The 24,435-nt window shown below is 65.4% G+C and carries 24 protein-coding genes; 15 read left to right on the top strand and 9 right to left on the bottom strand.

Annotated features, from left to right (window positions below; genetic code table 11):
• Window positions 1–41 precede the first annotated feature (41 nt).
• Both IWX81_RS10005 and IWX81_RS10000 read left to right on the top strand, forming a co-directional pair.
• Window positions 42–350 carry a DUF4190 domain-containing protein gene (locus IWX81_RS10005; RefSeq protein WP_199281169.1) on the top strand — a complete coding sequence of 103 codons (309 nt, stop codon included), beginning with the start codon at window positions 42–44 and terminating at the stop codon, window positions 348–350.
• Window positions 351–422: 72 nt separating this feature from the next.
• Window positions 423–1,049, top strand: a complete 627-nt coding sequence (locus tag IWX81_RS10000) for a DUF4190 domain-containing protein (RefSeq protein WP_199281168.1) — start codon at window positions 423–425, stop codon at window positions 1,047–1,049.
• On the opposite strand, the gene IWX81_RS09995 is transcribed toward IWX81_RS10000, so the two are convergent.
• Entirely contained in the window at window positions 1,046–2,227 is a 1,182-nt protein-coding gene (locus tag IWX81_RS09995; protein ID WP_199281167.1) for a THUMP-like domain-containing protein, read from the bottom strand. The two genes, IWX81_RS10000 and IWX81_RS09995, sit on opposite strands and share 4 nt — an antisense overlap.
• A 154-nt stretch (window positions 2,228–2,381) precedes the next feature.
• On the opposite strand from IWX81_RS09995, the gene groES reads away from it, so the two are divergent.
• From groES to IWX81_RS09975, 4 genes are all read left to right on the top strand, one after another.
• Window positions 2,382–2,678: a co-chaperone GroES gene (groES, locus tag IWX81_RS09990; RefSeq protein ID WP_131416385.1), complete on the top strand. Its 297-nt coding sequence runs from the start codon at window positions 2,382–2,384 to the stop codon at window positions 2,676–2,678.
• A 101-nt stretch (window positions 2,679–2,779) separates the two neighbouring features.
• Complete coding sequence (gene rarD, locus IWX81_RS09985; protein WP_199281166.1) at window positions 2,780–3,718, top strand: EamA family transporter RarD; 939 nt, start codon at window positions 2,780–2,782, stop codon at window positions 3,716–3,718.
• Between the two features lie 106 nt (window positions 3,719–3,824).
• Window positions 3,825–5,069, top strand: a complete 1,245-nt coding sequence (locus IWX81_RS09980) for an ABC transporter substrate-binding protein (RefSeq protein ID WP_334593773.1) — start codon at window positions 3,825–3,827, stop codon at window positions 5,067–5,069.
• A 187-nt stretch (window positions 5,070–5,256) separates the two neighbouring features.
• Complete coding sequence (locus tag IWX81_RS09975) at window positions 5,257–6,531, top strand: ABC transporter substrate-binding protein (protein ID WP_199281164.1); 1,275 nt, start codon at window positions 5,257–5,259, stop codon at window positions 6,529–6,531.
• Window positions 6,532–6,828: 297 nt separating this feature from the next.
• Here IWX81_RS09975 and IWX81_RS09970 read toward each other — a convergent pair whose 3' ends face one another.
• The 4 genes from IWX81_RS09970 to IWX81_RS09955 are packed head-to-tail and all read right to left on the bottom strand — an operon-like array spanning window position 6,829 to window position 10,854.
• Window positions 6,829–7,566, bottom strand: coding sequence for an ABC transporter ATP-binding protein (locus tag IWX81_RS09970; RefSeq protein ID WP_199281163.1), 738 nt, complete (start codon window positions 7,564–7,566; stop codon window positions 6,829–6,831).
• Window positions 7,563–8,537 (bottom strand): ABC transporter ATP-binding protein, encoded by a 975-nt coding sequence (locus IWX81_RS09965; RefSeq protein ID WP_334593890.1) that lies wholly within the window; start codon window positions 8,535–8,537, stop codon window positions 7,563–7,565. Before IWX81_RS09965 ends, IWX81_RS09970 begins: the two co-directional genes overlap by 4 nt.
• A 7-nt stretch (window positions 8,538–8,544) precedes the next feature.
• Window positions 8,545–9,528: a branched-chain amino acid ABC transporter permease gene (locus tag IWX81_RS09960; protein ID WP_199281161.1), complete on the bottom strand. Its 984-nt coding sequence runs from the start codon at window positions 9,526–9,528 to the stop codon at window positions 8,545–8,547.
• A gap of 3 nt (window positions 9,529–9,531) precedes the next feature.
• On the bottom strand, window positions 9,532–10,854 hold the full coding sequence (locus IWX81_RS09955) for a branched-chain amino acid ABC transporter permease (RefSeq protein ID WP_442977677.1): 1,323 nt from the start codon (window positions 10,852–10,854) through the stop codon (window positions 9,532–9,534).
• Window positions 10,855–11,075: 221 nt separating this feature from the next.
• Between IWX81_RS09955 and guaB the strand changes: the two genes are divergently transcribed.
• The gene (guaB, locus tag IWX81_RS09950) at window positions 11,076–12,578 is read left to right on the top strand and encodes an IMP dehydrogenase (protein ID WP_199281160.1); all 1,503 of its coding nucleotides are present in this window, start codon (window positions 11,076–11,078) and stop codon (window positions 12,576–12,578) included.
• A 36-nt stretch (window positions 12,579–12,614) separates the two neighbouring features.
• Here the strand turns inward: guaB and IWX81_RS09945 are convergent, their stop codons facing one another.
• Window positions 12,615–13,760: a MalY/PatB family protein gene (locus tag IWX81_RS09945; RefSeq protein ID WP_199281159.1), complete on the bottom strand. Its 1,146-nt coding sequence runs from the start codon at window positions 13,758–13,760 to the stop codon at window positions 12,615–12,617.
• A 57-nt stretch (window positions 13,761–13,817) separates the two neighbouring features.
• On the opposite strand from IWX81_RS09945, the gene IWX81_RS09940 reads away from it, so the two are divergent.
• Genes IWX81_RS09940 through guaA form a run of 7 tightly spaced genes read left to right on the top strand, consistent with a single transcriptional unit; the run spans window position 13,818 to window position 21,434 of the window.
• Entirely contained in the window at window positions 13,818–14,939 is a 1,122-nt protein-coding gene (locus IWX81_RS09940; protein WP_199281158.1) for a GuaB3 family IMP dehydrogenase-related protein, read from the top strand.
• A gap of 2 nt (window positions 14,940–14,941) precedes the next feature.
• On the top strand, window positions 14,942–16,657 hold the full coding sequence (locus IWX81_RS09935; RefSeq protein WP_199281157.1) for a glycerol-3-phosphate dehydrogenase/oxidase: 1,716 nt from the start codon (window positions 14,942–14,944) through the stop codon (window positions 16,655–16,657).
• A 41-nt stretch (window positions 16,658–16,698) separates the two neighbouring features.
• Window positions 16,699–17,226 carry a cation:proton antiporter regulatory subunit gene (locus tag IWX81_RS09930; protein WP_199281156.1) on the top strand — a complete coding sequence of 176 codons (528 nt, stop codon included), beginning with the start codon at window positions 16,699–16,701 and terminating at the stop codon, window positions 17,224–17,226.
• 3 nt (window positions 17,227–17,229) lie between these two features.
• A complete protein-coding gene (locus tag IWX81_RS09925; RefSeq protein ID WP_199281155.1) occupies window positions 17,230–18,621 on the top strand; it encodes a cation:proton antiporter in 1,392 nt (463 codons plus the stop codon).
• Entirely contained in the window at window positions 18,621–19,421 is an 801-nt protein-coding gene (locus IWX81_RS09920) for an SURF1 family protein (protein ID WP_334593768.1), read from the top strand. Before IWX81_RS09925 ends, IWX81_RS09920 begins: the two co-directional genes overlap by 1 nt.
• 4 nt (window positions 19,422–19,425) lie before the next feature.
• A complete protein-coding gene (locus IWX81_RS09915; RefSeq protein ID WP_199281154.1) occupies window positions 19,426–19,854 on the top strand; it encodes a DUF3817 domain-containing protein in 429 nt (142 codons plus the stop codon).
• Window positions 19,851–21,434 carry a glutamine-hydrolyzing GMP synthase gene (gene guaA / locus IWX81_RS09910; RefSeq protein ID WP_199281153.1) on the top strand — a complete coding sequence of 528 codons (1,584 nt, stop codon included), beginning with the start codon at window positions 19,851–19,853 and terminating at the stop codon, window positions 21,432–21,434. Before IWX81_RS09915 ends, guaA begins: the two co-directional genes overlap by 4 nt.
• Before the next feature lie 323 nt (window positions 21,435–21,757).
• Here guaA and IWX81_RS09905 read toward each other — a convergent pair whose 3' ends face one another.
• From IWX81_RS09905 to IWX81_RS09895, 3 genes are read right to left on the bottom strand one after another with little or no spacing between them, the layout of a single operon-like run.
• Window positions 21,758–22,579 (bottom strand): Bax inhibitor-1/YccA family protein, encoded by an 822-nt coding sequence (locus IWX81_RS09905; RefSeq protein ID WP_199281152.1) that lies wholly within the window; start codon window positions 22,577–22,579, stop codon window positions 21,758–21,760.
• A 45-nt stretch (window positions 22,580–22,624) separates the two neighbouring features.
• Window positions 22,625–23,152, bottom strand: coding sequence for a hypothetical protein (locus IWX81_RS09900; protein WP_199281151.1), 528 nt, complete (start codon window positions 23,150–23,152; stop codon window positions 22,625–22,627).
• Window positions 23,153–23,154: 2 nt separating this feature from the next.
• A complete protein-coding gene (locus IWX81_RS09895; protein WP_199281150.1) occupies window positions 23,155–23,400 on the bottom strand; it encodes a hypothetical protein in 246 nt (81 codons plus the stop codon).
• 33 nt (window positions 23,401–23,433) lie between these two features.
• Between IWX81_RS09895 and IWX81_RS09890 the strand changes: the two genes are divergently transcribed.
• On the top strand, window positions 23,434–24,405 hold the full coding sequence (locus IWX81_RS09890) for a glycerophosphodiester phosphodiesterase family protein (RefSeq protein WP_442977673.1): 972 nt from the start codon (window positions 23,434–23,436) through the stop codon (window positions 24,403–24,405).
• Window positions 24,406–24,435 lie beyond the last annotated feature (30 nt).

Below are 24,435 nucleotides of genomic sequence, written 5' to 3'. Positions count from 1 at the left end.
GCAACGCCGATACGGCACCGACTTTCCTAAGGAGACCGCTCATGACCGAACCCACCCCGTACTCGACCCCCCAGCCGCAGCAGCCGTATGGCGCTCAGCCCGCCGGACCCAAGACGAACGTGCTGGCGATCATCGCGTTGATCGGTGGATTCGTGATTCCGCTTGCGGGAATCATCGTCGGATTCATCGCCCTGAACCAGATCAAGACCTCGGGTGAAGGCGGCCGCGGGCTCGCGATCGGCGGAATCGTCGTCGGTTTCGTCGTGGGCGCGCTGACCATCCTGCTGGTCGCGTTCTCCGTCATCATCCCCCTGATGCTCGTCGGATCGTACGGCGGCTACAACTACTGATCACGAGGAGAGCCTTGCACTGGGGTGTGAGGTTCCATCGTCGTGGTGACCCTCGGATCGACTGGAGTACGCATGGCTGACAAGACCCCCGACAACGACATTCCGCCGATCCCGGTTCCGGCATCGGCTGACGCTGCGCCACCCGCGCCGGTGGAGCCTGCCCCTCGTGTCGCCCCGCCGACCTCGGCGGCGCCCGTCGCCCCGCCTGCGCCACTTCCTCCGGTCGCCACGCCAGCCCCCGAGGCACCGGCTCCGGCCGCCGCGCGCCCCGATCCCTATGCCGCTCCGTCAGCTGTCCCGCCGTATGCCGCGTCTGCGGAGCCGCAGCCATACGCGTCGCAGCCATACGCGTCGCAGCCGTACGCGTCGCAGCCGTACGCGTCGCAGCCGTACGCGTCGCAGCCCACCGGCCAGCCGAACCCGTACGCCCCCGTCGCCGCAGGCCCCACCCAGACCCTCAGCATCATCGGCATGATCGCCGGAATCGTGGGCGTGCTCGGCTCTTTCGTCGGCTTCGGATTCCTGCCGGCGCTCGCGGGAGTGATCCTGGGCCACATCGCGCAGAAGCGGGAACCGTGGGCCAAGGGCCTCTGGGTGACCGCCCTCATCACGGGCTATGTGGGCGTGGGTATTTCGCTCTTTGCGGGCATCGGCTTGCTGTTCTTCTTTGTGCTCGGAATGTCGGGTTCCACCTTCTAGAAGGTCACCCTGTCGACGAGCAGCGCCCGTCGCTGCGCGCCCACCCTAGTGAGTATGAGGGTGCCGCTCGCCTCGCCCTTCGGCGCGAGCGCGGTCCTGAATGCGGCGGGATCGATGTCGACTCCGCGCTTCTTAATCTCGAGAGTCCCGATGCCACGCGCGGCGATCTCGCGCTTGAGCGTGCGTTTGTCGAGCGGAAACTCCTCGATCACGCGAAAGCACGAAGCGAAGGGCGTGTGCCGGGCCTCGTCCGACGTCACATAGGCGATGGAAGGCTCGAGCATCCTGCCGCCCAGGGTTCGCGCCAGATCGCCGATCAGTCGGGCCCGGATGACCGCACCATCGGGCTCGTAGACGAATCCGCCGAGCGCGCCGGTCTCCGCGTCCTCGCTGTCGGCGGCCGCGGTCAGCTCCGCGGTTCCCGTGCCGCTGATGACGAGCGCCGAGCGCCGGATGCCCGGTCGGGCGAGGGACCCGAACCAGAGTCCGAGCTCGACCACGTCGCGGTCCACCGAGATCCACTGCGCTTCCGCGTCGTCGGGAATGAGCTCACGGTCGATGCCGGGGCCGAGCTTGATTCCGGTCGGATACAGTTCGGCGAGGCCGAAGGCGAAGTCGAGGGATGGCGACCAGTCACCGGGATCGCGCAGTCGACGCGCGCCGTCGCGACGGGCGGGGTCGAGGTAGATGCCGTCGACTCCGGCGAGATCGACGTCTTCGGCGGAGGAGTGTTCCACGCGGGCATTCGACCATGGCGCCAGGTTGTACGCCGCAATGGCTGCCGTGACCTCGTCGCGTTCGACCGCGGTCACCTCGAGCTCGAGTGCGGCGATGGCGAGGGCATCCGCCCCGATGCCGCACCCGAGATCCGCCACCCATTTCACGCCGGCATCGGCGAAGCGTCCGGCGTGGTGGGCCGCGACACCGAGGCGCGTGGCCTGTTCGAGACCGGCCTCGGTGAACAGCATCCGCTCAGCGAACGACCCGAATTTCGCGGTTGCACGATGGCGTAGTTTTGCCTGGTTGAGCACGGCGGCCACCAGCGCAGCGTCATGACCGGCTTTGCGCAGGTCGGATACCGAGCGGACCACGTCGGCAGTCGAGTCGAAGGGCGGCAGGGAGTCGAGCAGCCTGAGCCCCTCTGTGGAGAAGAGTTCTCTGAGCTCGGCCTGATCCATTCCCTCACGGTACCCGTGGTTGCGGAGTCGACACGATACGGGCCGGATTGATCTGGCACTCACGTTGATCGAGTGCCAACGAAGCTCTATAGTTGTGTTGGCACTCTCACAGGGAGTGTGCCAACCCAAGTTTTCAGGAAAGCAGAGGTCAACCGTGTCGGTGTCCATCAAGCCGCTCGAAGATCGAATCGTCATCAAGCAGGTAGAGGCAGAAACGACCACAGCGTCGGGTCTTGTCATCCCTGACACCGCGAAGGAGAAGCCCCAGGAGGGCGAGGTCGTCGCAGTGGGCCCCGGCCGCATCGACGACAACGGCAACCGCGTTCCCCTCGACATCGCAGTCGGTGACAAGGTCATCTACTCCAAGTACGGTGGAACCGAAGTGAAGTACGGCGGAGAAGACCTCCTCGTGCTGTCGGCTCGCGACGTGCTCGCGGTCGTCGTCCGCTAGTTTCGACTCCTCAGGCCCCGTTCTCACGGGTTCCTGCCATAAAGGCCCCGTGGTTCTGCCACGGGGTCTTGTGCGTGGTGCGTCAGCCGTAGGCTGGATCAGTGCCCACGACCCCCACCGCCGTCGACCGGGTGTCGCGGCCTGGGCTCGCGTTCGCCCTGGCGTCCTATGTGCTGTGGGGATTCCTCCCCGTACTGTTCGTGTCGCTGCAGCCCGCAGGCCCCATCGAGATCGTCGCGTGGCGCATCGTGCTCTCCCTCATCTTCTGTGCGCTCCTGATCTCGGTCACCCGCGGCTGGCCCCGGTTGCTCGCCATCCTCCGCGATCGGTCCACACTCGTGACGCTGTCGGTTGCGGGGGTATTCATCCTCGTGAACTGGGTCGTGTACGTGTACGCGAGCGTCACGGGTCACGTGGTGGAAGCATCGCTGGGCTACTTCACGAACCCCATCGTCACAGTGCTGCTCGGCGTGATCGTGCTTCGCGAGCGCTTGCGTCCGCTGCAATGGGTGGCGATCGGCGTCAGCGCGATCGCTGTCCTGGTGCTGGCGATCGGCTATGGTGCTTTTCCCTGGATCGCCCTCACGCTCGCCTTCAGTTTCGGTGTGTATGGACTCGTGAAGAAGCGAGTGGGTCCCCAAGCCGATGCGATCAGCGGATTGACGATCGAGACTGCCGTTCTCGCTCCCGCCGCGGCCGTCGCACTCGTCGTCATCGGCGCGGCCGGTGGGCTGACGATCGCGACGGAGGGCACCGGTCACACGGCGCTCATCCTGTCGCTCGGTGTGGCCACCGCGGTTCCGCTCATCCTGTTCGCCGCGGCATCCAGACGACTCCCGCTCACCTACATGGGGCTCGTGCAGTACATCGCACCGATCCTGCAGCTCCTCGTCGGTGTCGTGGTGCTCAAGGAAGACATGCCACCGGAGCGCTGGCTCGGCTTCGGGATCGTGTGGCTGGCGCTCGCCATCCTCACCATCGACATGTTCATTGCTGCCAGACGGCAACGGCGCGGAGCTCGCCCAGAGAACCGCAGATGACATCGGCTACGATGGCCGGGCCGCTCAACACCAACCCGAGTGTGGCGTGTCACGGGGTCACGTCGTGTGATCACGAGTCGGGCCAGAAACTCTGATGAAAAATACCATGCCCACGTTCCCTTCCACTCGTCACGTCAGGACCGCCATCGTCGGCGTGGCCGCTGTCGTCGCCGTCGTGCTGTCCGGATGCACCAGCGCTCCCGCTGAGCCCACAGCGACTCCACTCCCGCGGCCCGCCCTGACGCTGTCTATCGGCGCCCTGCTGCCGCAGACGGGCTCCCTGGCCGCGTTCGGCCCCGCGGCACAGGCTGGAGTCGATCTCGCCGTCCAGGAGATCAACGACGCCGACGTCGGGCTCACCATCACCACGTCGAGCCAGGATGCCGGTGATGCCACGGCAGATGTCGCCACGGCATCCACAACGACGCTGATCGACAGCGGCGTCTCGGTCATCATCGGGGCGCTTTCCGACGGTGTATCCAAGAAGGTCATCGACCAGATCGTGAACGCCGGGGTCGTCCAGATTTCGCCGGGGAATGTCTCCCTGGATTTCAGTCGCTACGCCGATGACAACCTCTACTGGCGCACAGCTCCATCCTGCGCCAGGGAGGGCGCGGCGCTGGGGGAGCAGATTGCCAGGTCAGGAGCGCAGTCCCTGGGGATCGTGTACCAGAGCGGATATTGCGAACCCGGGCTACCTGAAGCGCTTGCCGACGCGTTCGAGCGCGAAGGGGGGACCGTGGTGTCGAGAGTCGCGTTCGATGCGGCATCCACGACCCTCTCGGCCGAGGTGGCCGAGGTGGTCGCGGGTTCGCCTGCAGCGGTTGCCGTGCTCACGCCGACCCTCGCGAAGCTCGCGGTGCCGGACCTCGCGGCAGCCGGATTCACCGGTGAGGAGCTGTACTTCGTGGGGCTGCCCATCAGCGACCAGAGTGCGGAGATCGCGGCCGGTAGCCTGGCCGGTGCGACGGCGACACGACCGGGGCTCGATCTCTCCACGATGACGGATTTCACGGACCGCCTGCTCGAGATCAACCCGGCTCTCACCGAGTTCCGCTATGCGGCCGAGTCCTATGATGCCGTCGTCCTCGCGGCGCTGGCCGCGCTGGCCGCGAACGATACCTCGGGAGTCGCCATCGCCGCGGAACTCCAGGAGGTGTCAGGAGGCAGCGGAGGCGGAGAGAAGGCCACGACCTTCGAGCAGGCCGCGCGGGTCATCCTCGAAGGAAATACCGTGGACTATGACGGGCCGTCCGGCAGGATCACCTTCGACCAGAACGGCGATCCCAGCGACGCGGTGATCGGCCTCTTCGCCTATGGTGCGGACAACGGCCTTACGCGAATCGATTGATGACAGATGTTCCGACAGTCGACATCCACTCTCTCCTGTCAAGATCACGGAATATAACGATCGTGCCGTGTTACACGTCTGTAACACCCTTGTATTGTGCGCGGACCCCGCTACGCCTAACTTTGCTGAATGGTCACGTTTGTCGTGACTTTCACATTCCCGGCTAATACAACACGCAAGGAGCAACATGAGCGTATTCGCGAAGGCCAAGGCCCCACGCTCGCGGTCACTTAAGTCCCTGATCGGTGGCATCGCCATCGTCGGTGTCAGTGCAATCGTCTTGAGCGGCTGTGCAGCACCCGCAGAAGAGGGTGGAAGCAGCAGCGGTCCAGCGCAAGACCTTTCGCTGAAGCTCGGTACGGCTCTCCCGGTCACGGGTAACCTCGCCTTCCTCGGCCCGCCCGAAATCGCCGGTGGCGAGTACGCGGTCTCCGAGATCAACGCAGCCGACCTGGGCATCCAGATCGAACTCGTGCAGGGTGACTCGGGCGACACCGACAACAAGGCATACGAGACCGAGATCCCCCGCCTCCTGGGTGAAGACGTCAAGGCCATCCTCGGTGCGGCATCATCCGGTGTCTCGCTGCAGTTCATCGACCAGGTCACTGGCGCCGGCGTCATCCAGTTCTCGCCGGCAAACACCTCGGCGGCGTTCACCGACTACGACGACAACGGACTCTACTTCCGCACCGCCCCGTCGGACGTGCTCCAGGGTGAGGTTCTCGGAAACCTGATCGCAGAGTCCGGAGCAGAGACGCTCGGCATGATCGTGCTGAACGACTCATACGGAACCGGTCTCGCCAGCTTCACCAAGGAAGCCTTCGAAGCCGCTGGTGGAGAGGTAGTCGCAGAGACCACCTACAACACCGGTGACACCACGTTCGACGCGCAGATCAGCGAAGTTCTTGCTGCCGACCCCGACGCGATCGCACTGATCACGTTCGAGGAAGTCTCCACGATGATTCCGGGCCTCAGCGGATACCCCGCTGACCAGCTCTACTTCGTCGACGGTAACCTGAAGAACTTCGCGGACACGTTCCCGGCTGGCACCCTCACCGGCGCCAAGGGCACGCTTCCCGGCCTCAGCGTCGACACCATCGCCGACTTCACCGGCGCGCTGAACGACTTCTGGGTCAGCGAAGGCAACACCGACCTCGAAGACTTCAGCTACGCGGCTGAGTCGTACGACTCGGTGATCCTGCTGGCTCTCGCATCGATGGCAGCAGGGTCGACCGACTCAGCCGAGATCGCAGCGAAGCTCCAGGAGGTCTCCGGTGGTTCGGGTGACGGCGAGAAGTGCACCACGTTCGCCGACTGCGCGGCCATCATCAACGATGGCGGCACTGTCGACTACGACGGCATCTCGGGCCCGATCACGTTCAACGACGTGGGAGACCCCACCGAAGCCACCATCGGCATCTACCAGTACGGTGAAGACAACAACTACACCGCGTTCAACTAACACTAACGTCAGCTGAATCCAGCTGACCGACGCGAAGGGCCCCGGCTTCGGTCGGGGCCCTTTTGCGTGCTCGGCCAGTGCCGTTGCCAGCACGCGTGCTGTCAGGGCGTCAGGATGCCGTCGGCTCCCCGTTCGCGGCATGGTGAGCGGCAGCGTCCATGGTCGACCCGTCCCGGGGTGCGACAGGCCGCCGCAGGCCGCCGCAGGCCGCCGCAGGCCGCCGCAGGGGCGTGCAGAACCCGGACAGCGAAAGACCCCGCTCCTGCCGCAGGAGCGGGGTCTGTCGTGAGAGAGGAATCAGGTACCGAGAGTACCGAGGTACAGGCCGATGACCTTGGGGTCGTTGAGCAGTTCGCGACCCGTGCCGGTGTAAGCGTCGCGACCCTGGTCGAGCACGTAGCCCCTGTCGCAGATCTGGAGGCAGCGCCTGGCGTTCTGCTCGACCATGATGGTCGTCACGCCGGCCTTATTGATCTCTGAGACGCGCAGGAACGCCTCGTCCTGGCGCGCCGGGGAGAGTCCTGCGGACGGCTCGTCGAGCAGCAGCACATGCGGATCCATCATGAGGGCCCTGGACATCGCCACCATCTGGCGCTCTCCGCCCGACAGGGACCCGGCTCGCTGCTTGAGTCGCTTTCCGAGTTCGGCGAAGATCCCGGTGACGAACTGCAGGCGCTCCGCATAGATCTTCGGGTTCTGGTAGAGCCCCATCTGGAGGTTCTCTTCGATGGTGAGGCTGGGGAACACGTTGTTGTTCTGGGGCACGAAGCCGACGCCTCGGGCGACGAGCTTGTTCGCCTTCAAGCCCGTGATGTCGTCACCGTTGAGCAGGATGCTGCCGTCCCGGATCTTCACCTGCCCGAAGATGGCCTTCAGCAGCGTCGACTTGCCGGCGCCGTTGGGACCGATGATGCCGATGAGCTCACCCTGCTCGGCGACGAGGTTCGTGCCGTTGAGGATGTTGACGCCGGGAAGGTATCCCGCAGTCAGATTGGTGACCTTGACGACGGCGGTCTTGGTGGCGGTGTCGCTCATGAGGTCTTCTCCGGGTTGCTCTGTGGAGTGCTGTCGTTGATGGCGCTGTCGAGGGCGGCAACCTCTGCCGCGAGATCCTGCGCCTCCGCCGGAATCTCTCCAGCGATACGACCTGTCACGACACCGAGGTCGACGTCCTGGTGGGCACCGAGGTACGCATCGATCACGGCCTGGTTCTTCATGACCTGGTCCGGCGGCCCTTCGGCAACGACCCGTCCCTCGGCCATGACGATGACCCAGTCGGCGATGTGGCGCACCATGTGCATGTCGTGCTCGACGAAGAGCACGGTCATGCCCTCATCCTTCAGGTCGAGGATGTGGTCGAGCAGCGACTGGGTCAGCGCCGGGTTGACCCCGGCCATGGGCTCGTCGAGCATCACCAGGGTCGGCTGGCTCATGAGTGCGCGAGCCATCTCGAGCAGCTTGCGCTGGCCGCCGGAGAGGCTCGCCGCGAAGTCTTCGCTCTTCGCATCGAGCTTGAACTTCTGCAGCAGCGTCATGGCGCGCTGCTCGATGGCCTCTTCCTGCTTGCGCCACAGCCCGGGGAACAGGCTCGAGAAGAATTTCTCGCCGCGCTGGTCCTTGGCGCCGAGCTTCATGTTCTCGAGAACGGTGAGAAGTCCAAGCGCCTTGGTGAGCTGGAACGTGCGGACCTGGCCGAGTCGCGCGACCTTGAACGCCGGCATGCCCGCGAGGGAATTGCCCTCGAAGGTCCAGCTGCCGCTGTCGGGCTTATCGAATCCGGTCAGCAGGTTGAACAGGGTCGTCTTGCCAGCGCCGTTGGGGCCGATGAGGGCCGTGATGGCGTTGCGGGGGATCTCGATGTGGTCGACATCGACGGCGGTGAGGCCACCGAATGTGCGACGGATGCCGTCGGCGATGACGATCGGATCGACCTTGGCCACACCCGGGGCGATGTCGCCCTTGTGCAGGTTCGTCGCCTTCTCGCGCTGGACCGGAGCCTCGTTGATAGGCGTGTCACTGTTTGACAAAGGTCAGCTCCTTCTTGTTTCCCAGGAGGCCCTGGGGTTTGAAGATCACCAATAACATCAACGCGACCCCGACGAGGATGAACCTGAGCGTCTGCGACTGCGAGGTCGACATGAACGGCAGCACGCCGCTGACGACCAGCGCGGGCAGCAGGTTGCTCAGGAAGGTCTGCACCACCCAGAAGAGCACGGCGCCGAGTACCGGGCCGAAGACCGTGGCGGCACCACCGAGCAGCAGCGCGGTATAGACGAAGAAGGTGAGGGATGTGACGTAGACGCCGGGGTTCACCGACGACGGGAGCGCGTACACGATTCCACCTAAGGCCCCGAAAATACCACCGAGCACGAGGGCCTGCAGCTTATAAGCGAACACGTTCTTACCGAGCGCACGAACCGCATCCTCGTCTTCACGGATGCCCTTGATGACGCGACCCCAGGGGCTGCGCATCACGGTCCACACGATGAGCACGGCGATGGCGAGGATGAGCACGCCGATGATGCGGACCCACCAGCCCGTCGCGTTGTAGGTGAACGGACCGAACCCGTATGTGCCATCCGGCAGCGGGTTCGCCGCCCTGAAGCTGTCGTGGTACCCGCTGAGGCCGTCGGCCGAACCCGTAATGGCGTCGAAGGCATTCGTCAGGAACAGCAGGCGGATCACCTCCGCCGCCGCGATGGTCACGATGGCGAGGTAGTCACCCCTCAAGCGCAGGGTCGGTATTCCGAGGATGAGCGAGAAGATGACAGAGCCGACGATGCCGACGAGCACCCCGCCCCACCAGGGCAGGCCGAACGTGAGCACCGAGATGGCGTAACCGTAGGCACCGATGGCCATGTAGGCCGCGATACCGAAGTTGAGAAGGCCTGTGTAGCCGAAGTGCACGGCGAGGCCGACAGCTGCGAGAGCGTAGGCGATCGTTGCCGGGCCGAGTATCGACGAAACAGTGTTCGACAGGATCTGTAGAAGGTCCATGGACTAGCCCACTCTCTCTCGCCTGCCGAGGATTCCCTGCGGGCGGAACAACAGGATGACGATCAGGACCACGAGAGCCCCGACGTATTTGAGGTCGGCGGGAATCCAGAGGCTGGACACCTCGACCAGCAAGCCGATGACGATGGAGCCGATGAGCGCACCGAATGCCGTTCCGAGCCCACCGAGCGTGACCGCGGCGAAGATGAGCAGCAGGATCTGCGCTCCCATGTCCCAGCGGATTCCCGGGCGGAAGTATGCCCACAGGATTCCCGAGAGCCCCGCGAGGCCCGCAGCGACGATCCACACGATCCTGACGACCTGGTCGACGTCGATTCCGGATGCGGCAGCCAGCGACGGGTTGTCGGAGACCGCCCTGGTCGCCTTGCCGATGCGGGTGTTCAGCAGCCACCACGCCACCGCGATGATGACGACGACGCTGATGCCCATGCTCACCATGTCGACGACGCTGAGTGACACGGCTCCGAACAGGTCGACCTGGGGCGAATCCGACCCGGGGAGCTGCTCGGTTCCTCCGCCGATGAAGTACTGGAAGATGTAGCGCAGCGCGAGCGACAGGCCGATGCTCACGATCATCAGCTGCACGACACCGACCCCGCGTTTTCGCAGGGGTCTCCACAGCCCGACATCCATCACGTAGCCGAATGCCGCGCTCAGGAGGATGGCGATGGGAATGCCGGCCCAGATGGGCAGGCCTAACACTCCGGAGAAGACAAGGGTGATGATGGCCCCGAAGGTCACCATCTCACCGTGTGCGAAGTTCGAGATGCCCGTGGTGCCGTAGACCAGCGAGAGCCCGATCGCGGCCAGCCCCAGCATGAGACCGAAGTTGAGACCGTTGACGATGCGCTCGACGAACTGGTCGACGAAGCTGGTCTGGTTGCGCTCACCGCGGCCGATGAAGAAGTTCATGACCGAACTGCCGCTCTGGCCGATCGTCACCTCTTTGACGTTGGGCGAGTCGTCGGCTTCGTCGATCACGGCGATGTCGGTGGGCAGAGTGGACTCGTCGAGAGTGACCGTGTAGTCGCCCCTCTCCGGCACTCCGACGGCCCAGCGGCCTTCGACGTCCGTGACGATGTCGACGGTGTATCCGCTGCCGGCGACGGTCAGGGCCACATCTTCGAGTGGCTCGCTGTTCAACTTGACGTTTCCGCTGACCTTGAAGTCGTACTGGTCGAGGTTGATCTCGTCGGCCGATGCGGGGCCTGAGAGCATCGTCAGCGCGAGGGTCGCGACTGTGGCGGCGAGAGCCACGATGCCGATGCGTCGGGTCTTTCGCGCATGACGGATTCGAACTGTAGTCACAAGACCTCCTGACGGCACCAGCCGAAACTGTGCTCTGCGGGTGCTGGCGCACCGTCTTCGATGACGATACTGCGCAATTGTGTCCTTGATGTTTCGTTCAGGGCACAAAGCGGTCTGGCTATTATGCGGTGTGGAATACCCGGAGGTCTAACGGGTTAATATTGGATACCGGAATTCAGTGCAGCATCCCGGTCTCAATTGCTCCTAAGTAAGAGGAACTCATGGACCAGCCTGACCCCTTCGGATTCATCGGCCTGACATACGACGACGTCATGCTGCTGCCGGGGCACACCGATGTTATCCCGAGCGAGGCAGACACCAGTTCGCGCCTGACCCGCCGGATCACTGTTGCCTCGCCCCTGCTGTCAGCGGCGATGGACAGCGTGACCGAATCGCGCATGGCGATCGCGATGGCGCGAAACGGTGGCATCGGCATCCTGCACCGGAACCTGTCGATCGAGGACCAGGCGGCGTACGTCGACAAGGTCAAGCGCAGCGAATCCGGCATGATCACCAACCCGGTCACAACGACTCCGGATGCCACGGTCGCCGAGGTGGACGCGCTGTGTGGACAGTTCCGCGTCTCGGGTCTTCCCGTGATCGAGTCAGACGGAACTCTCGTCGGCATCATCACGAACCGCGACATGCGCTTCGTGTCGCCCTTCGAGAAGTCGACGACTCTCGTGCGTGACGTGATGACCCGTTCCCCTCTCATCACCGCGCCGATGGGAATCGACCCCGACTCGGCGGTCGCGATCTTCGCTCAGCACAAGATCGAGAAGCTGCCGCTCATCGATGACCGCGGCAGGCTGACCGGGCTCATCACGGTCAAGGACTTCGAGAAGACCGAAAAATATCCCAACGCGACGAAGGATGACGAGGGCAGGCTCCGCGTCGGCGCCGCCATCGGGTTCTTCGGCGACTCATGGGACCGCGCGGGGCAGTTGCGCGACGCCGGTGTCGACGTGATCGTGGTCGACACCGCGAACGGTGACTCCGCCGGCGTGCTCGACATCATCCGCAGGCTCAAGGGTGACAGCGCTTTCGACGCCATCGACATCATCGGTGGAAACGTCGCGACCCGATCGGGCGCCAAGTCGCTCATCGAAGCCGGCGCCGACGCCGTCAAGGTCGGGGTCGGGCCGGGCTCCATCTGCACTACGCGCGTGGTGGCAGGAGTCGGCGTGCCGCAGGTGACCGCCGTCTACGAAGCGTCCCTCGCGGCCCGAGAGTTCAACATCCCCGTGATTGCCGACGGCGGCCTCCAGTATTCGGGCGATATCGCCAAGGCGCTCGTCGCCGGTGCCGAGACCGTGATGCTCGGCTCTCTTCTCGCCGGAACAGACGAGAGCCCCGGCGATCTCATGTTCGTCAACGGCAAGCAGTTCAAGAGCTACCGCGGCATGGGCTCGCTCGGTGCGCTCCAGACCCGTGGCAAGAAGACCTCGTACTCTCGCGACCGCTACTTCCAGTCGGATGTGCCGTCTGACGAGCAGCTCATCGCCGAGGGCATCGAAGGCCAGGTGCCGTACCGCGGCCCCGTGTCATCCGTGGTCTACCAGCTGCTCGGGGGGCTTCGCCAGTCGATGTTCTACACCGGCGCGAGGACGATCGAGGAATTGCGCATGAAAGGCAAGTTCGTGAGGATCACGGCGGCAGGGCTCAAGGAATCGCACCCGCACGACATCCAGATGGTGGTCGAAGCTCCCAACTATCGCGGCTAGTCAGTACCGCGGCTAGTCAGTCACGGTTAGTCGGGCTCAGAGCGCGAGCGCCATCCGATTGATGGCCTCAGCGAGCACCTCGGGGCTGCACGCGAGGTTCAGCCTCGCATGGCCGCGACCCTCGGTTCCGAACGTCGGTCCGGCATTGAGTGCGACCCGAGCTTCTTCGAGGATCCGGATGCTCGGATCGTCGCCGAGCTCCATCGCTGTGAAGTCGAGCCAGGCGAGATAGCTCGCGTCCGGCATCCGGTACCTGACATCGGGCAGAAACTCCTCGAGGAGGCTGGACAGTAGTTCGCGGTTCCCCGTGATCGCGGCGAGCGCGCCCTCGAGCCACTCCCCGCCGTGTTCGAACGCGGTGATGCTGGCGTGCAGTCCGAAGAGGCTCGTACGGAAGGCGACCTCGTAGGGCATGCGGTCGAGCACACGCATGCCCCGCTTGCCGCCGGCGACCATGATGGCGCACTTGAGCCCGGCGAGGTTCCAGCCCTTGCTCGCTGAGGTGACGGTGATTCCTCGCTTGCGCGCGGCGTCTGACACGCTGAGATACGGCGTGAAGTGCACTCCCGGATGCACCAGGGGCCCGTGGATCTCGTCGCTGATCACCGTGACTTTATGGTCCTCGGCGAGCACGGCCAGGGCCTCGAGGCTATCCCGGGAGTGCACCAGTCCCAGGGGATTGTGCGGGTTACACAGCAGCATCGCCGTGGCCCCGGCCGCGAAGGCGCGCTCGAGCCCCGCGAGGTCGAGGCTCCAGGTGCTTCCATCGTCGAGAAGGGGAACCTCCGCCACGACTCCGCCGGCCTCCGGCACCAGGTCGAAGAACGGCGGGTAGATGGGAGGAGTGATCACGACACTGTCGCCCGGGCTGATCGCCTGGCGCAGTGTCTCGACGATGGCGACGCTGACATCCGTCGTGGTCCGCACCCGCTCCGGGTCGACCGTCCACCCCCAGGTGCGTTCGGCGAAACCCGCGAACGCGGCAGGCAGGGCGCCGGGCGAACCGACATATCCGGTGTCGGATGCCGCGATCCTCGCCATCAGCGACTCCGCGATGACGGGCGCCAGTGGGTAGTCCATCTCCGCGACGAACAGGGGAAGAACATCCGCCGGATACGCCGTCCACTTCTCGCTGGAACGCTGGCGCAGCAGCTCGATCGGGTCTGCTGTCACGGGCTTCATGCGTCCAGCTTGCCGCATGCGATGCGTCCCGGTCGTGGTGGTGCCTAGACTTGACGGGTGAGTGACATCGAAATCGGCCGCGCCAAGCGTGCCCGCCGTGTGTACGCCTTCGACGACATAGCGATAGTGCCGTCCCGGCGCACGCGCGATCCGCAGGATGTCTCGATCAGCTGGACGATCGACGCGTACACGTTCGACATTCCCGTGCTCGCCGCCCCGATGGACTCCGTGGTGAGCCCGAGCACGGCGATCGCAATGGGAAAGCTCGGCGGTCTCGGAGTGCTCGACCTCGAGGGCGTCTGGACGCGATACGAAGATCCTGAACCGCTGCTGGCCGAGATCCGTGGACTCGACGCTGCCACCGCCACGAAGCGTATGCAGCAGATCTACTCGGAGCCGATCAAGCCGGAACTCGTGACCGCGAGGCTCGCTGAGATCCGCGCCGCCGGAGTTCCCGTTGCCGGGGCCCTGAGCCCGCAGCGCACGAAAGAGCTGTACCAGACCGTCGTCGACGCCGGCGTCGACCTCTTCGTGATCCGTGGCACGACCGTGAGCGCCGAGCACGTGTCGAAAGCCGTCGAGCCGCTCAACCTCAAGGAGTTCATCTACGAACTCGACGTTCCCGTGATCGTCGGTGGCGCAGCGACGTACACCGCGGCACTGCACCTGATGCGTACCGGCGCTGCCGGCGTGCTCGTGGGCTTTGGCGGGGGAGCTGCGTCGACGACGCGCGCGAGCCTGGGCATCCACGCTCCCATGGCGACGGCGGTAGCCGATGTCGCCGGCGCGAGGCGTGACTACATGGATGAGTCAGGCGGACGCTACGTCCACGTGATTGCCGATGGCGGTCTTGGCACGAGCGGAGACATCGTGAAGGCGATCTCCGTCGGCGCAGACGCGGTGATGCTCGGCAGCACTCTGGCACGCGCGACCGACGCACCCGGTGGCGGTTGGCACTGGGGCGCAGAGGCTCACCATTCTGAGCTTCCGCGCGGCAATCGCGTCGAGGTGGGATCACTCGCTCCGCTGAAGGAGATCCTCTACGGCCCGTCGAGCGTCGCCGATGGCCGGGTGAACCTCATGGGGGCCCTTCGTCGCTCGATGGCGACGACCGGATATTCAGACCTGAAAGAGTTCCAGCGCGTCGAAGTCGTCGTCGCGCCCTACAACGCGGGGTAACCATGGCCACACCGTCTGTCACTCGTTCGTCAAAGCTCGGCCCGGCGGAGCGCGCTGCGGCACTCGAGGCGCTCAAGTCCAAAGAGCTCGACATCCTGGTGATCGGCGGTGGGATCGTCGGCACCGGTTCCGCGCTGGATGCCGCGACCCGCGGCTTGCGGGTCGGGATGGTCGAGGCGCGGGACTGGGCCTCCGGCACCTCGAGCCGTTCGTCGAAACTGGTGCATGGCGGCATCCGGTACCTGGAGCAACTGGACTTCAGGCTCGTGCGGGAGGCGCTCATCGAGCGTGGCCTGTTGTTGCAGCGCATCGCGCCCCACCTCGTGAAGCCCGTGCGTTTTCTCTACCCGCTCACCAAGCCGGTGTTCGAGCGCATCTACATCGGCGCAGGGATGCTGCTGTACGACCTGTTCAGTTATTCGGGTGGTCGCCCGCCCGGAGTGCCCCATCACCGCCACCTGACCAAGCGCCAGATGCTGCGCGCAATGCCGAGCCTTGCGAGCGACGCCTTCGTCGGTGGGCTCACCTACTACGACGCGCAGGTCGACGATGCGAGGTACGTCGCGAACCTCGCGCGCACCGCGAGTTTCTATGGTGCCCACGTCGCCAGCCGCGTGCGTGTCGAGGGGTTCATCAAAGTGGGTGAGCGCGTGGTGGGGGTCAACGCGCATGACCTCGAGACCGGCGAACACTTCGAGATCAGGGCGCGGCAGGTGGTCAATGCCACCGGCGTCTGGACCGACGACACCCAGGCGATGGTCGGAGCGCGCGGGCAATTCAAGGTGAGGGCCTCGAAGGGCGTGCACCTCGTGATTCCGCGAGACCGCATCCACTCGAACCTCGGTTTGCTGCTGCGCACGGAGAAGAGCGTGCTGTTCGTCATTCCGTGGGGCAGACACTGGCTGGTCGGCACGACCGACACCGACTGGGATCTCGACAAGGCGCATCCGGCCGCTACCTCCGCCGACATCGACTACATCCTCGACCACGTGAATAAGGTGCTCGCGGTGCCGCTCACCCGCGACGACGTCGAGGGCGTGTTCGCCGGCCTCCGTCCGCTGCTCGCCGGCGAGTCGGACCAGACGTCGAAACTCTCGAGGGAGCACATCGTCGCCCACGCCGTCCCCGGGCTCGTGGTGGTGGCCGGAGGCAAGTGGACGACCTATCGCATCATGGCGATGGATGCGATCGACGAGGCGGTCGCCGCCCTGGACGGCACGATTTCCAAGAGCATCACGGCAGACGTCGCCCTGCTCGGCGCCGAGGGCTACCAGGCCGCCTGGAACAAGCGCAGCAAGATGGCGCGAGCATTCGGCGTGCACAGGGTACGCATCGAGCACCTGCTCAATCGCTACGGCGTGATGACCGACGAGTTGCTCGACCTGATCCGCGAGCGACCGGAGCTGGTGGAGCCGCTCCCCGGCGCCGACGACTACATCGGTGCCGAGGTCGTCTATGCGGCCACACACGAGGGCGCGCTGCACCTCGACGATGTGCTGGCGCGACGCACGAGGATCTCCATCGAAGCCTGGGATAGGGGCATTTCTGCCGCTCCCGTCGCTGCCGCCCTGATGGCCGGCGCTCTCGGCTGGGATGCCGAGCGCACCCAGAGCGAGATCGACCACTACCTCGAGCGGGTGGCCGCCGAGATCGCGAGCCAGTTGGAGCCGGATGACGCCTCAGCCGATCGCGTGAGGCTCGAAGCCCGCGACATCTGACGCACAGTTTCGGTCATACACCGCCGACATAGACTAGGACCATGGTTGACGTTCGTCGTGTAAAGCTCCCCGGCGTCGGTGTATTGCACACCTTCGTGACGGATGACGGCGGAAAAGTGGGCGTGATCACTCACCGGTCGGGCCACAGCGACCTCATCAGTTTCTCCGACGACGATGGCGGTTCTGACACGACCAAAGTGTCGCTGCGACTCGACGAGGACGAGGCTCATACCCTCGCCGAACTGCTCGGCGGCACGAGGATCACCGAATCGCTCTCGAAGCTCGACGCCATCCCCGGCCTCACCATCGACTGGTTCACTGTGGACTACGAAGACCACATCGCCGGCCAGAAGCTGGGCAATCTCGCGAGTCGCGGAGTCGTCGGTCTGACCGTCGTTGCGGTGGTCCGAGGCGAGTCCGCCAACCCCGCCCCCGCAGATGACTTCACCGTGTTCCCCGGGGACACCCTCGTCGTGGCAGGCTCACCCGAGAAGGTAGCCAAAGCGTTCAGCTTCTACCGCACCGGCGAGGTCCACAAAGCTCCAGCTGACCCCGCCGCCGGGGGATAGCCCGTGCACGTAGGAGAAGACCTTCTCGTCCTGGGCATTCTCTTTGTCATTGCGTACGTCCTCGGCCGTGTCGGCAAGCGCATCGGGCTGCCGGCGATCCCGATCTACATGCTCGTGGGGCTCATCGCGAGCCCGAATTCGCATTTCTTCCCGCTGAGCTTCGAATCGGCCGACGTGGAACTCGTCGCCGTGTTCGGCCTCATCCTGCTGCTGTTCAGCCTGGGTCTCGAGTTCGACCAGGACGAGTTCTACGGAAACGCCGGCGCCCTCCTGCTGTCGGGCGGAACCCGGATCGCGATCAACCTCGGGGTCGGGTTCGCCCTCGGGATGTGGATCGGCTGGGGCACCAGGGAGGCGCTGATCATCGCGGGAATGACGGCAACGTCATCCAGCGCCATCATCACCAAGTTGCTCATCGAGCTCAGAAGGCTCGCGAACAGGGAGACGCCGACGATCCTCGGCATCATGGTGCTGGAGGACGTCTTCGTCGCGGTCTACCTCGCCATCGTCGGCGTCATCCTCGGTGGCGAGTCCGACCTCGGCGCGATCGCACTGCAACTCGCGATCTCGTTCACCTTCCTGATCGTGATGTTCGCCCTCGCGCGCTGGGGTGGCCGCATCGTCTCGAGGCTCGTGAACACGAAAGACGACGAGCTGTTCACGATCCTGTTCTTCGGGCTTGCCGTGGCATTCGGCGGTATCGGTGAGCTTCTCGGGGTGTCCGATGCGATCGGCGCCTTCCTCATCGGGCTCGTGCTGGGGGCGACCCGATTCCGATCGAGGATCGAAGCGCTCGCGCTGCCGCTGAGAGACGTGTTCGGCGCGTTCTTCTTCCTCAACTTCGGGCTCGCCCTCGATGTGTCGACGTTCGGCGAGGTGCTGGTTCCGGTCGGTGTCGCCGTCGTCTTGACCCTCATCGTGAACACGCTCGGCGGCCAGCTGATCGCGTGGCAGAACAAGCTCACCCAGGCCGAAGGGCTCAATGCGAGTGCGATGCTGCAGAACCGGGGCGAGTTCGCGCTGATCCTCGCCACTCTCGCCACGGCGGCGGGGCTCGATCCCCGGCTGACTCCGTTCGCGGGACTCTACGTCCTCTCCATGGCGATCGTCGGCCCCGTGCTCGCCGTCAACTCCGAAAAGATCGGGCGGGTGGTGTTCCGCTCGACGAGCGCGAAGACGGCGCAGCCCGTTCGGGACAGGATGCGCGCAGAAGACATAGCCCTCGTCGAGGCGGCCATGTCGGGCAAAGACGTCCCGGAGTCGCGGGACGACGACAGCGTCGCCGAGAGAGACGGGGTCAGCGACAGTGACCCGGTGTCGGCCGATCCTCAGGCCGAGCAGGCCAGCCAGCAGTCAGACCAACAGTTCGAACGCACACGAGATCCGGAATATTGATGCAGACCCAGGCCACGATGTGGCAGATCGCACGGCGGCCACGATGGATCGGCGCGCTCGTGCTCGCGCTTGCGATTGCCGGAGGATTCGCCGCGCTCGGCCAGTGGCAGCTCTCGAGGAGCTTCGAGAGCGGTGCAGCGCCGGACGAGCAGACCGAGAACATCGTCGCCCTCGACGCCGTGAGTACGCCGCAGCAACCCGTGCCGGCGCTGGCGACCGGGCAGCTCGTGACCGCTGAGGCGACGTTCGTAGCCGGCGACTACGTCGTGCTGAGTGACCGCTTCAACGACGTCAACGCAGCGCCAGGATTCTGGGTGGTGGGGCACGGCATCACGCCCGACGGCGCGAGCCTCGCCGTGGCTCTCGGCTGGTCGGCCACCGCCGACGAGGCCGAGAGCGCCGTCGCAGGGCTGGAACAGTCCGCCCCCGACGGCGTTCTCACCGGCCGATACCTGCCCAGCGAGTCCCCGCAGGAATCGGACTTCGAGGCGGGCCAGCGCAGTGCGCTCGCGGTGTCCGAACTCGTGAACCTCTGGGCGCAGCAGCCGGCGGGCGTCCACGGCGGTTACCTGGTGACGGATGCCGCGGCATCCGGTCTCGTCAGAATCGACTCGCCGGCGCCGCTGAGCGAGGTCTCGCTCAACCTGTTGAACGTGTTCTATGCGATCGAGTGGGTCGTTTTCGCTGGCTTCGCGATCTTCCTCTGGTATCGCCTCGTGCGTGACACCTGGGAGGCCGAGGGTGAGGCTTTGCGCGATGCCGAGCTCGCAGCAACCCCCCACGCACCGCCGGTAGAATAGGGCAATGCCCATCGGTCCCCGGCCAGAAGACGTCTCCAGAATCCGACGCACAGTCTCCATCTACAAGGTGTCGTCGTACATCACGGGCACGTTCCTGCTGTTGCTGCTTCTCATGATGGTGTTCAGGTACGGCTTCGGTGTCGACATCGAGCTGCTCGGCCCCTACGGATTCCTCGCACTCACGCCGAAGGACCTCATCGACGGCATCAACCTGTCGACCCTGATCCTGATCGCCCACGGCTGGTTCTACGTGCTGTATCTCGGTGCCGATTTCGTGATGTGGCGGCTTATCCGCTGGTCATTCACGAAGTTCCTGCTGATCGCTCTCGGCGGGGTCATCCCCTTCCTCTCGTTCTACTTCGAGCGTCGCGTGCCGAAAGATGCCATGGCCGCGATCGCCACCCTCGAGACCCAGGAAAAGGTCGCAGCATGACAGAATCCTCCTCCACCGAGGCGCGACCCGTCCTCGTCGTCGACTTCGGGGCGCAGTATGCGCAACTGATCGCGCGTCGGGTGCGTGAGGCCAGCGTCTATAGCGAGATCGTGCCGCACACGATCACCGCTGCCGAGGTCGCCGAGAAGAACCCGGTCGGCATCGTGCTGAGCGGCGGCCCCTCGAGCGTCTACGACGCAGGGTCTCCCACCCTCGACCCCGCTATTCTCGGCCTCGGCGTTCCCGTGCTCGGCATCTGCTACGGGTTCCAGGTGATGGCCCAGCAGCTGGGCGGCGAGGTGGCGAACACGGGCCTGCGTGAATACGGCGCGACGGATGTCACGCTCACCCCCGGCACGAGCACACTACTCGGCGACCAGCCGAGCCTCCAGACGACGTGGATGAGCCATGGCGACTCCGTGTCCAGAGCGCCGGAGGGATTCGACGTGCTGGCCTCGAGCGCGTCGACGCCGGTAGCGGCATTCGCGAGCGATGAGCGTCGCCTGTACGGCGTCCAGTGGCATCCTGAGGTCAAGCACTCGGAGTTCGGCCAGCGCGTGCTCGAGAACTTCCTGCACACCGCTGCCGGCATCCCCGCCGACTGGAACAGCGCGAACGTCATCGACGAGCAGGTCGCCCGCATCCGCGAGCAGGTCGGCACCTCGCGCGTGATCTGCGGGCTGTCCGGCGGAGTCGACTCCGCGGTCGCCGCTGCGATCGTGCACAAGGCCGTCGGCGACCAGCTCGTCTGCATCTTCGTCGACCACGGGTTGCTGCGACAGGATGAACGCCGCCAGGTCGAGGAAGACTATGTCGCCTCCACCGGAGTGCGCCTCGTCACGGTGGATGCCGTCGACCAGTTCCTCGACGCGCTCGCCGGAGTGACCGACCCCGAGACGAAGCGCAAGATCATCGGGCGCGAATTCATCAGGTCGTTCGAGAACGCGGCCGAAGCCCTCGTGCTCGAAGCGCAGGGCGACGGCGCCTCCATCGACTTCCTCGTGCAGGGAACGCTCTACCCCGACGTGGTCGAGTCTGGCGGGGGCACCGGAACGGCCAACATCAAGAGCCACCACAACGTCGGTGGGCTCCCGGAAGACCTGAAGTTCTCGCTCGTCGAACCGCTGCGCACCCTCTTCAAGGACGAGGTGCGCGCCATCGGGCGTGAACTCGGCCTGCCGGAGGTCATCGTCGGTCGCCAGCCCTTTCCGGGGCCAGGCCTCGGGATCCGCATCGTGGGCGAGGTTACCCGTGAGCGACTCGAGCTGCTCCGTTCGGCGGATGCGATCGCCAGGTTCGAACTGAGTGCGGCCGGCCTCGACAACGAGATCTGGCAGTGCCCGGTCGTGCTGCTCGCCGACGTTCGCAGCGTGGGCGTGCAGGGCGATGGCCGCACCTACGGCCACCCGATCGTGCTGAGGCCCGTGTCATCCGAAGACGCGATGACGGCGGACTGGACGCGGCTTCCCTACGACGTGCTCGCGAAGATCTCCAACCGGATCACCAACGAGGTGCCCGGGGTGAACCGAGTGGTGCTCGACGTCACGTCGAAGCCCCCGGGGACCATCGAGTGGGAGTAGCCGCGCGCTAGCCAAGGCAGCGGCGCGCCCGGGCGTCTAGCCTCCCTGCCGGGTTGATGTCGCCGGGGCGCCCCGAAACTCCAGTTATGACGCACGGCCGGATTCTGCGCGCGGAAACTGGAGTTTCGCGCGAGTGACGGGAGCTCATGCGGCGCGCCCGCCGCGTGTTCATAACTCCTGCAATCCGTGGGCGCAGCAGTGCCCGCGCCGCGGAAGTGAGCCGATCGCCGCCTGTGGTCCGCCGCATTGCAGGAGTTACGGACACGGGAGTGGGGTTAACGACGAATGGCCGCCCCGAAGGGCGGCCATTCGCGAATCCGGAGCTAGTTGCTGCCCCGCAGGATCGAGATCAGGCGAAGGATCTCGACGTAGAGCCAGATGATCGTCAGCGTGATGCCGAAGGCGGCCTTCCAGCCCCAGCGGCTGGGAGCTCCACCATCCACGCCCTGCTTCACCGCGGTGAAGTCGAGCACGAGCGAGTACGCACCCATGAGGATCGCGATCGGTCCGATGATCAGGCCGAACGGGATGTCGGTACCGGGGATCGACGTGCCGTTGATGCCCCACGGGTTGTCGTTGAGCCCGGTCAGCTGGGTCACGAGGTTGACCAGGGAGAGCGCGGCGTACGAGATGCCCGCGATCATGAAGATCTTCGTGGCCCGCTTCGACGCGCGCACCTTGCCGCTCGCGAACAGCGCGAGGGTCACTCCGAAGACGATGCCGGTCGCAATGAGCGCCTGGAAGATGATGCCGGGAGCGTTTGCCTCGACGATGCGCGACAGGCCACCGACGAAGATTCCCTGGGCGACGGCGTACGCGATGACGAGAGCCGGTGACGGCTCCTTCTTGAAGATGTTGACCAGCGCGAGCACGAAGCCGATGATGGCGAACGGAATGGCCAGGGCGGGCACCACGAATCCGATGGCCGCTCCGGCGACGACGAAGGCGAGGGTGATGACGGTCTTGAGAATGGTGTTCTCATAGGTCATGCGCTCGGTGTCTGAACCGCCGCCTGCCGGTCGGTTGTAGATTTCCTGGAGCTGCTCAGCGCTGAGCCCCGGCTGCACTGTGGTGTTCATCCTGCCGGCGGCAGTTGCCGGGCTCGCGAAAGACTTCGCGCTGAATGCGGGATTGGACAAGGCCATTGGTGGTCGTCTCCTTCGGCCTTTCGGCCATCGTTAGGACTGATTTTAGCGGACGGGTGCCGAAAAAACGCTGGGTGTTGTTGTGCGCGGCTGTGCGCTCACAGCGATCAGCCGCGCAAGCCACGCTGCTCCCACGAATACCGACAGCGAGACGACCAGCGCCACCGGCATGCCGGAGTACTCCATGAAGAACTGGGGGATGACGATCCCGTTCGCCAGCGGCAGAAGCACAGTCACATAGCTCCGGGCGGGCCTGTGCCTCACGAGCATCCAGCACAGGTACGGGATGACGAACATCCAGACTGAGCCGGGCCCCGTCAGCAGCAGCCAGATCTGCGCCGTCGCTGGCACGATCACGAGCATCCTGCGCCAGCCGCGTGCCGGCATGATCGACCAGCCGACGATGTGGGCGGTGGTGCCGATCAGCAGCAGGGGAAGGGTCCACGTGTTCGAGCCCTGGAGCTGCACGGCACCGCCGACGATGAGCAGGAGCCCGGCGAGGTACCGGCCCCGGTAGGTGCCCCAGCGCAGAGAGAGGGTCGAGGTGGGCTCGCGCCAGGAGGGGGCGGCCATGATCAGCGGAGCACCGCGGCAGCGGCGAAGATCACGCCGATGACACCGACGACGGCCAGGACGATGACGATGAGTGCGCCGGGAGGTATCGTGCGGGAGGGCGAAGCGCTCACCGTGTGTTCAGGTCGAATGGCCCCGGGGATAGGTTCCCCGCGCAGTTCGGTGGCTCTGGCGACGGGAGCGCCGCACGTGACGCAGAACTTCCACAGCGGGTCGAGCTCGGTGGAACACGAGACGCAGGCTGGCATAACCGAATGTTACTCGGGGCCTACCCTTATAGTGTGAGCCCGGAACGCACGCCCCTCGTGATCGCCCACCGCGGAGCAAGTGGCTACCGACCCGAACATTCGCGAGCGGCGTACGAGCTCGCTTTCGAGCTCGGCGCCGACGCCATCGAACCCGATGTCGTGCCGACGAAAGACGGGGTGCTCGTCGTCCGCCACGAGAACGAGATCTCCGGCACGACGGATGTCGCGGAGCACCCCGAGTTCGCCGAGCGCCGCACCACGAAGACCGTGGACGGCGTCACGCAGACCGGCTGGTTCACCGAGGACTTCACATGGGCGGAGCTCGGCTCGCTGCGTGCGAAAGAGCGACTGCCGGGCATCCGGAGCGACAGTGCGGGCTTCGATGGGCAGTTCCCGATCCTCAGGCTGACCGACCTCTTCGGGATCATCGACGCGCAGGAGCGGGCCGCCATCATGGTCGCCGAGATCAAGCACGCCAGCTATTTCGCCTCGATCGGCCTGCCGATGGATGAGCTGTTCGCCGCCGAGATCGCCGGCTGGGCCACCGATGGCAACCTCGTGGTCGAGAGTTTCGAACAGTCGGTGCTCGGCCGGATCCGCGGCAGGGGAGTGCCTGGCCGATCCGTGTTCCTGGCCGAAGCGGCCGGAGTTCCCGCCGACCTGCTCGCGCGCGACGGGGCCTCGGCGCGAACGTATGCCGACCACCTCACGACCGCCGGACTGGCCAGGCTGGCCGAGGAGGTGGATGGGGTGAGCGTCGAGAAGAAGTTGCTCGTCACCGACTCGGGCAGCTTGTTCGTCGAGGCTGCGCACACCGCTGGGCTCGACGTGTTCACGTGGACGCTGCGAGCCGAGAACAGGTTCCTGCACAGCGACTACCGCCGCGGGGTCGAGCCCGCCGCGTGGGGCGATTGGCTCGGGGAGTTCAGGCGCATCCTCGACACCGGCGTGGATGGCGTCTTCGCGGACCAGCCGGACCTCGTGCTCGAGGCGCTCGCAGACTGAGCCCGCCACCGGGGTCGGCCGTCCCGCCTA

The sequence above is a fragment of the Salinibacterium sp. CAN_S4 genome (assembly GCF_015752305.1).
Classification (GTDB): Bacteria; Actinomycetota; Actinomycetes; order Actinomycetales; family Microbacteriaceae; genus Rhodoglobus.
This window is presented reverse-complemented; position numbering and strand designations above follow the sequence as displayed.

Excerpts from the sequence above, each read along its gene's own strand:
- IWX81_RS09975 (WP_199281164.1), top strand. The coding sequence starts at position 5,257 with ATGAGCGTATTCGCGAAGGCCAAGGCCCCACGCTCGCGGTCACTTAAG.
- IWX81_RS09995 (WP_199281167.1), bottom strand. The coding sequence starts at position 2,227 with ATGGATCAGGCCGAGCTCAGAGAACTCTTCTCCACAGAGGGGCTCAGG.
- IWX81_RS09960 (WP_199281161.1), bottom strand. The coding sequence starts at position 9,528 with ATGGACCTTCTACAGATCCTGTCGAACACTGTTTCGTCGATACTCGGC.
- IWX81_RS09945 (WP_199281159.1), bottom strand. The coding sequence starts at position 13,760 with ATGAAGCCCGTGACAGCAGACCCGATCGAGCTGCTGCGCCAGCGTTCC.
- IWX81_RS09920 (WP_334593768.1), top strand. The coding sequence starts at position 18,621 with ATGCAGACCCAGGCCACGATGTGGCAGATCGCACGGCGGCCACGATGG.
- guaB (WP_199281160.1), top strand. The coding sequence starts at position 11,076 with ATGGACCAGCCTGACCCCTTCGGATTCATCGGCCTGACATACGACGAC.
- IWX81_RS09970 (WP_199281163.1), bottom strand. The coding sequence starts at position 7,566 with ATGAGCGACACCGCCACCAAGACCGCCGTCGTCAAGGTCACCAATCTG.
- IWX81_RS10005 (WP_199281169.1), top strand. The coding sequence starts at position 42 with ATGACCGAACCCACCCCGTACTCGACCCCCCAGCCGCAGCAGCCGTAT.
- IWX81_RS09895 (WP_199281150.1), bottom strand. The coding sequence starts at position 23,400 with ATGCCAGCCTGCGTCTCGTGTTCCACCGAGCTCGACCCGCTGTGGAAG.
- IWX81_RS09915 (WP_199281154.1), top strand. The coding sequence starts at position 19,426 with ATGCCCATCGGTCCCCGGCCAGAAGACGTCTCCAGAATCCGACGCACA.
- IWX81_RS09930 (WP_199281156.1), top strand. The coding sequence starts at position 16,699 with ATGGTTGACGTTCGTCGTGTAAAGCTCCCCGGCGTCGGTGTATTGCAC.
- IWX81_RS09905 (WP_199281152.1), bottom strand. The coding sequence starts at position 22,579 with ATGGCCTTGTCCAATCCCGCATTCAGCGCGAAGTCTTTCGCGAGCCCG.
- IWX81_RS09980 (WP_334593773.1), top strand. The coding sequence starts at position 3,825 with ATGCCCACGTTCCCTTCCACTCGTCACGTCAGGACCGCCATCGTCGGC.
- guaA (WP_199281153.1), top strand. The coding sequence starts at position 19,851 with ATGACAGAATCCTCCTCCACCGAGGCGCGACCCGTCCTCGTCGTCGAC.
- IWX81_RS10000 (WP_199281168.1), top strand. The coding sequence starts at position 423 with ATGGCTGACAAGACCCCCGACAACGACATTCCGCCGATCCCGGTTCCG.
- IWX81_RS09900 (WP_199281151.1), bottom strand. The coding sequence starts at position 23,152 with ATGGCCGCCCCCTCCTGGCGCGAGCCCACCTCGACCCTCTCTCTGCGC.
- IWX81_RS09935 (WP_199281157.1), top strand. The coding sequence starts at position 14,942 with ATGGCCACACCGTCTGTCACTCGTTCGTCAAAGCTCGGCCCGGCGGAG.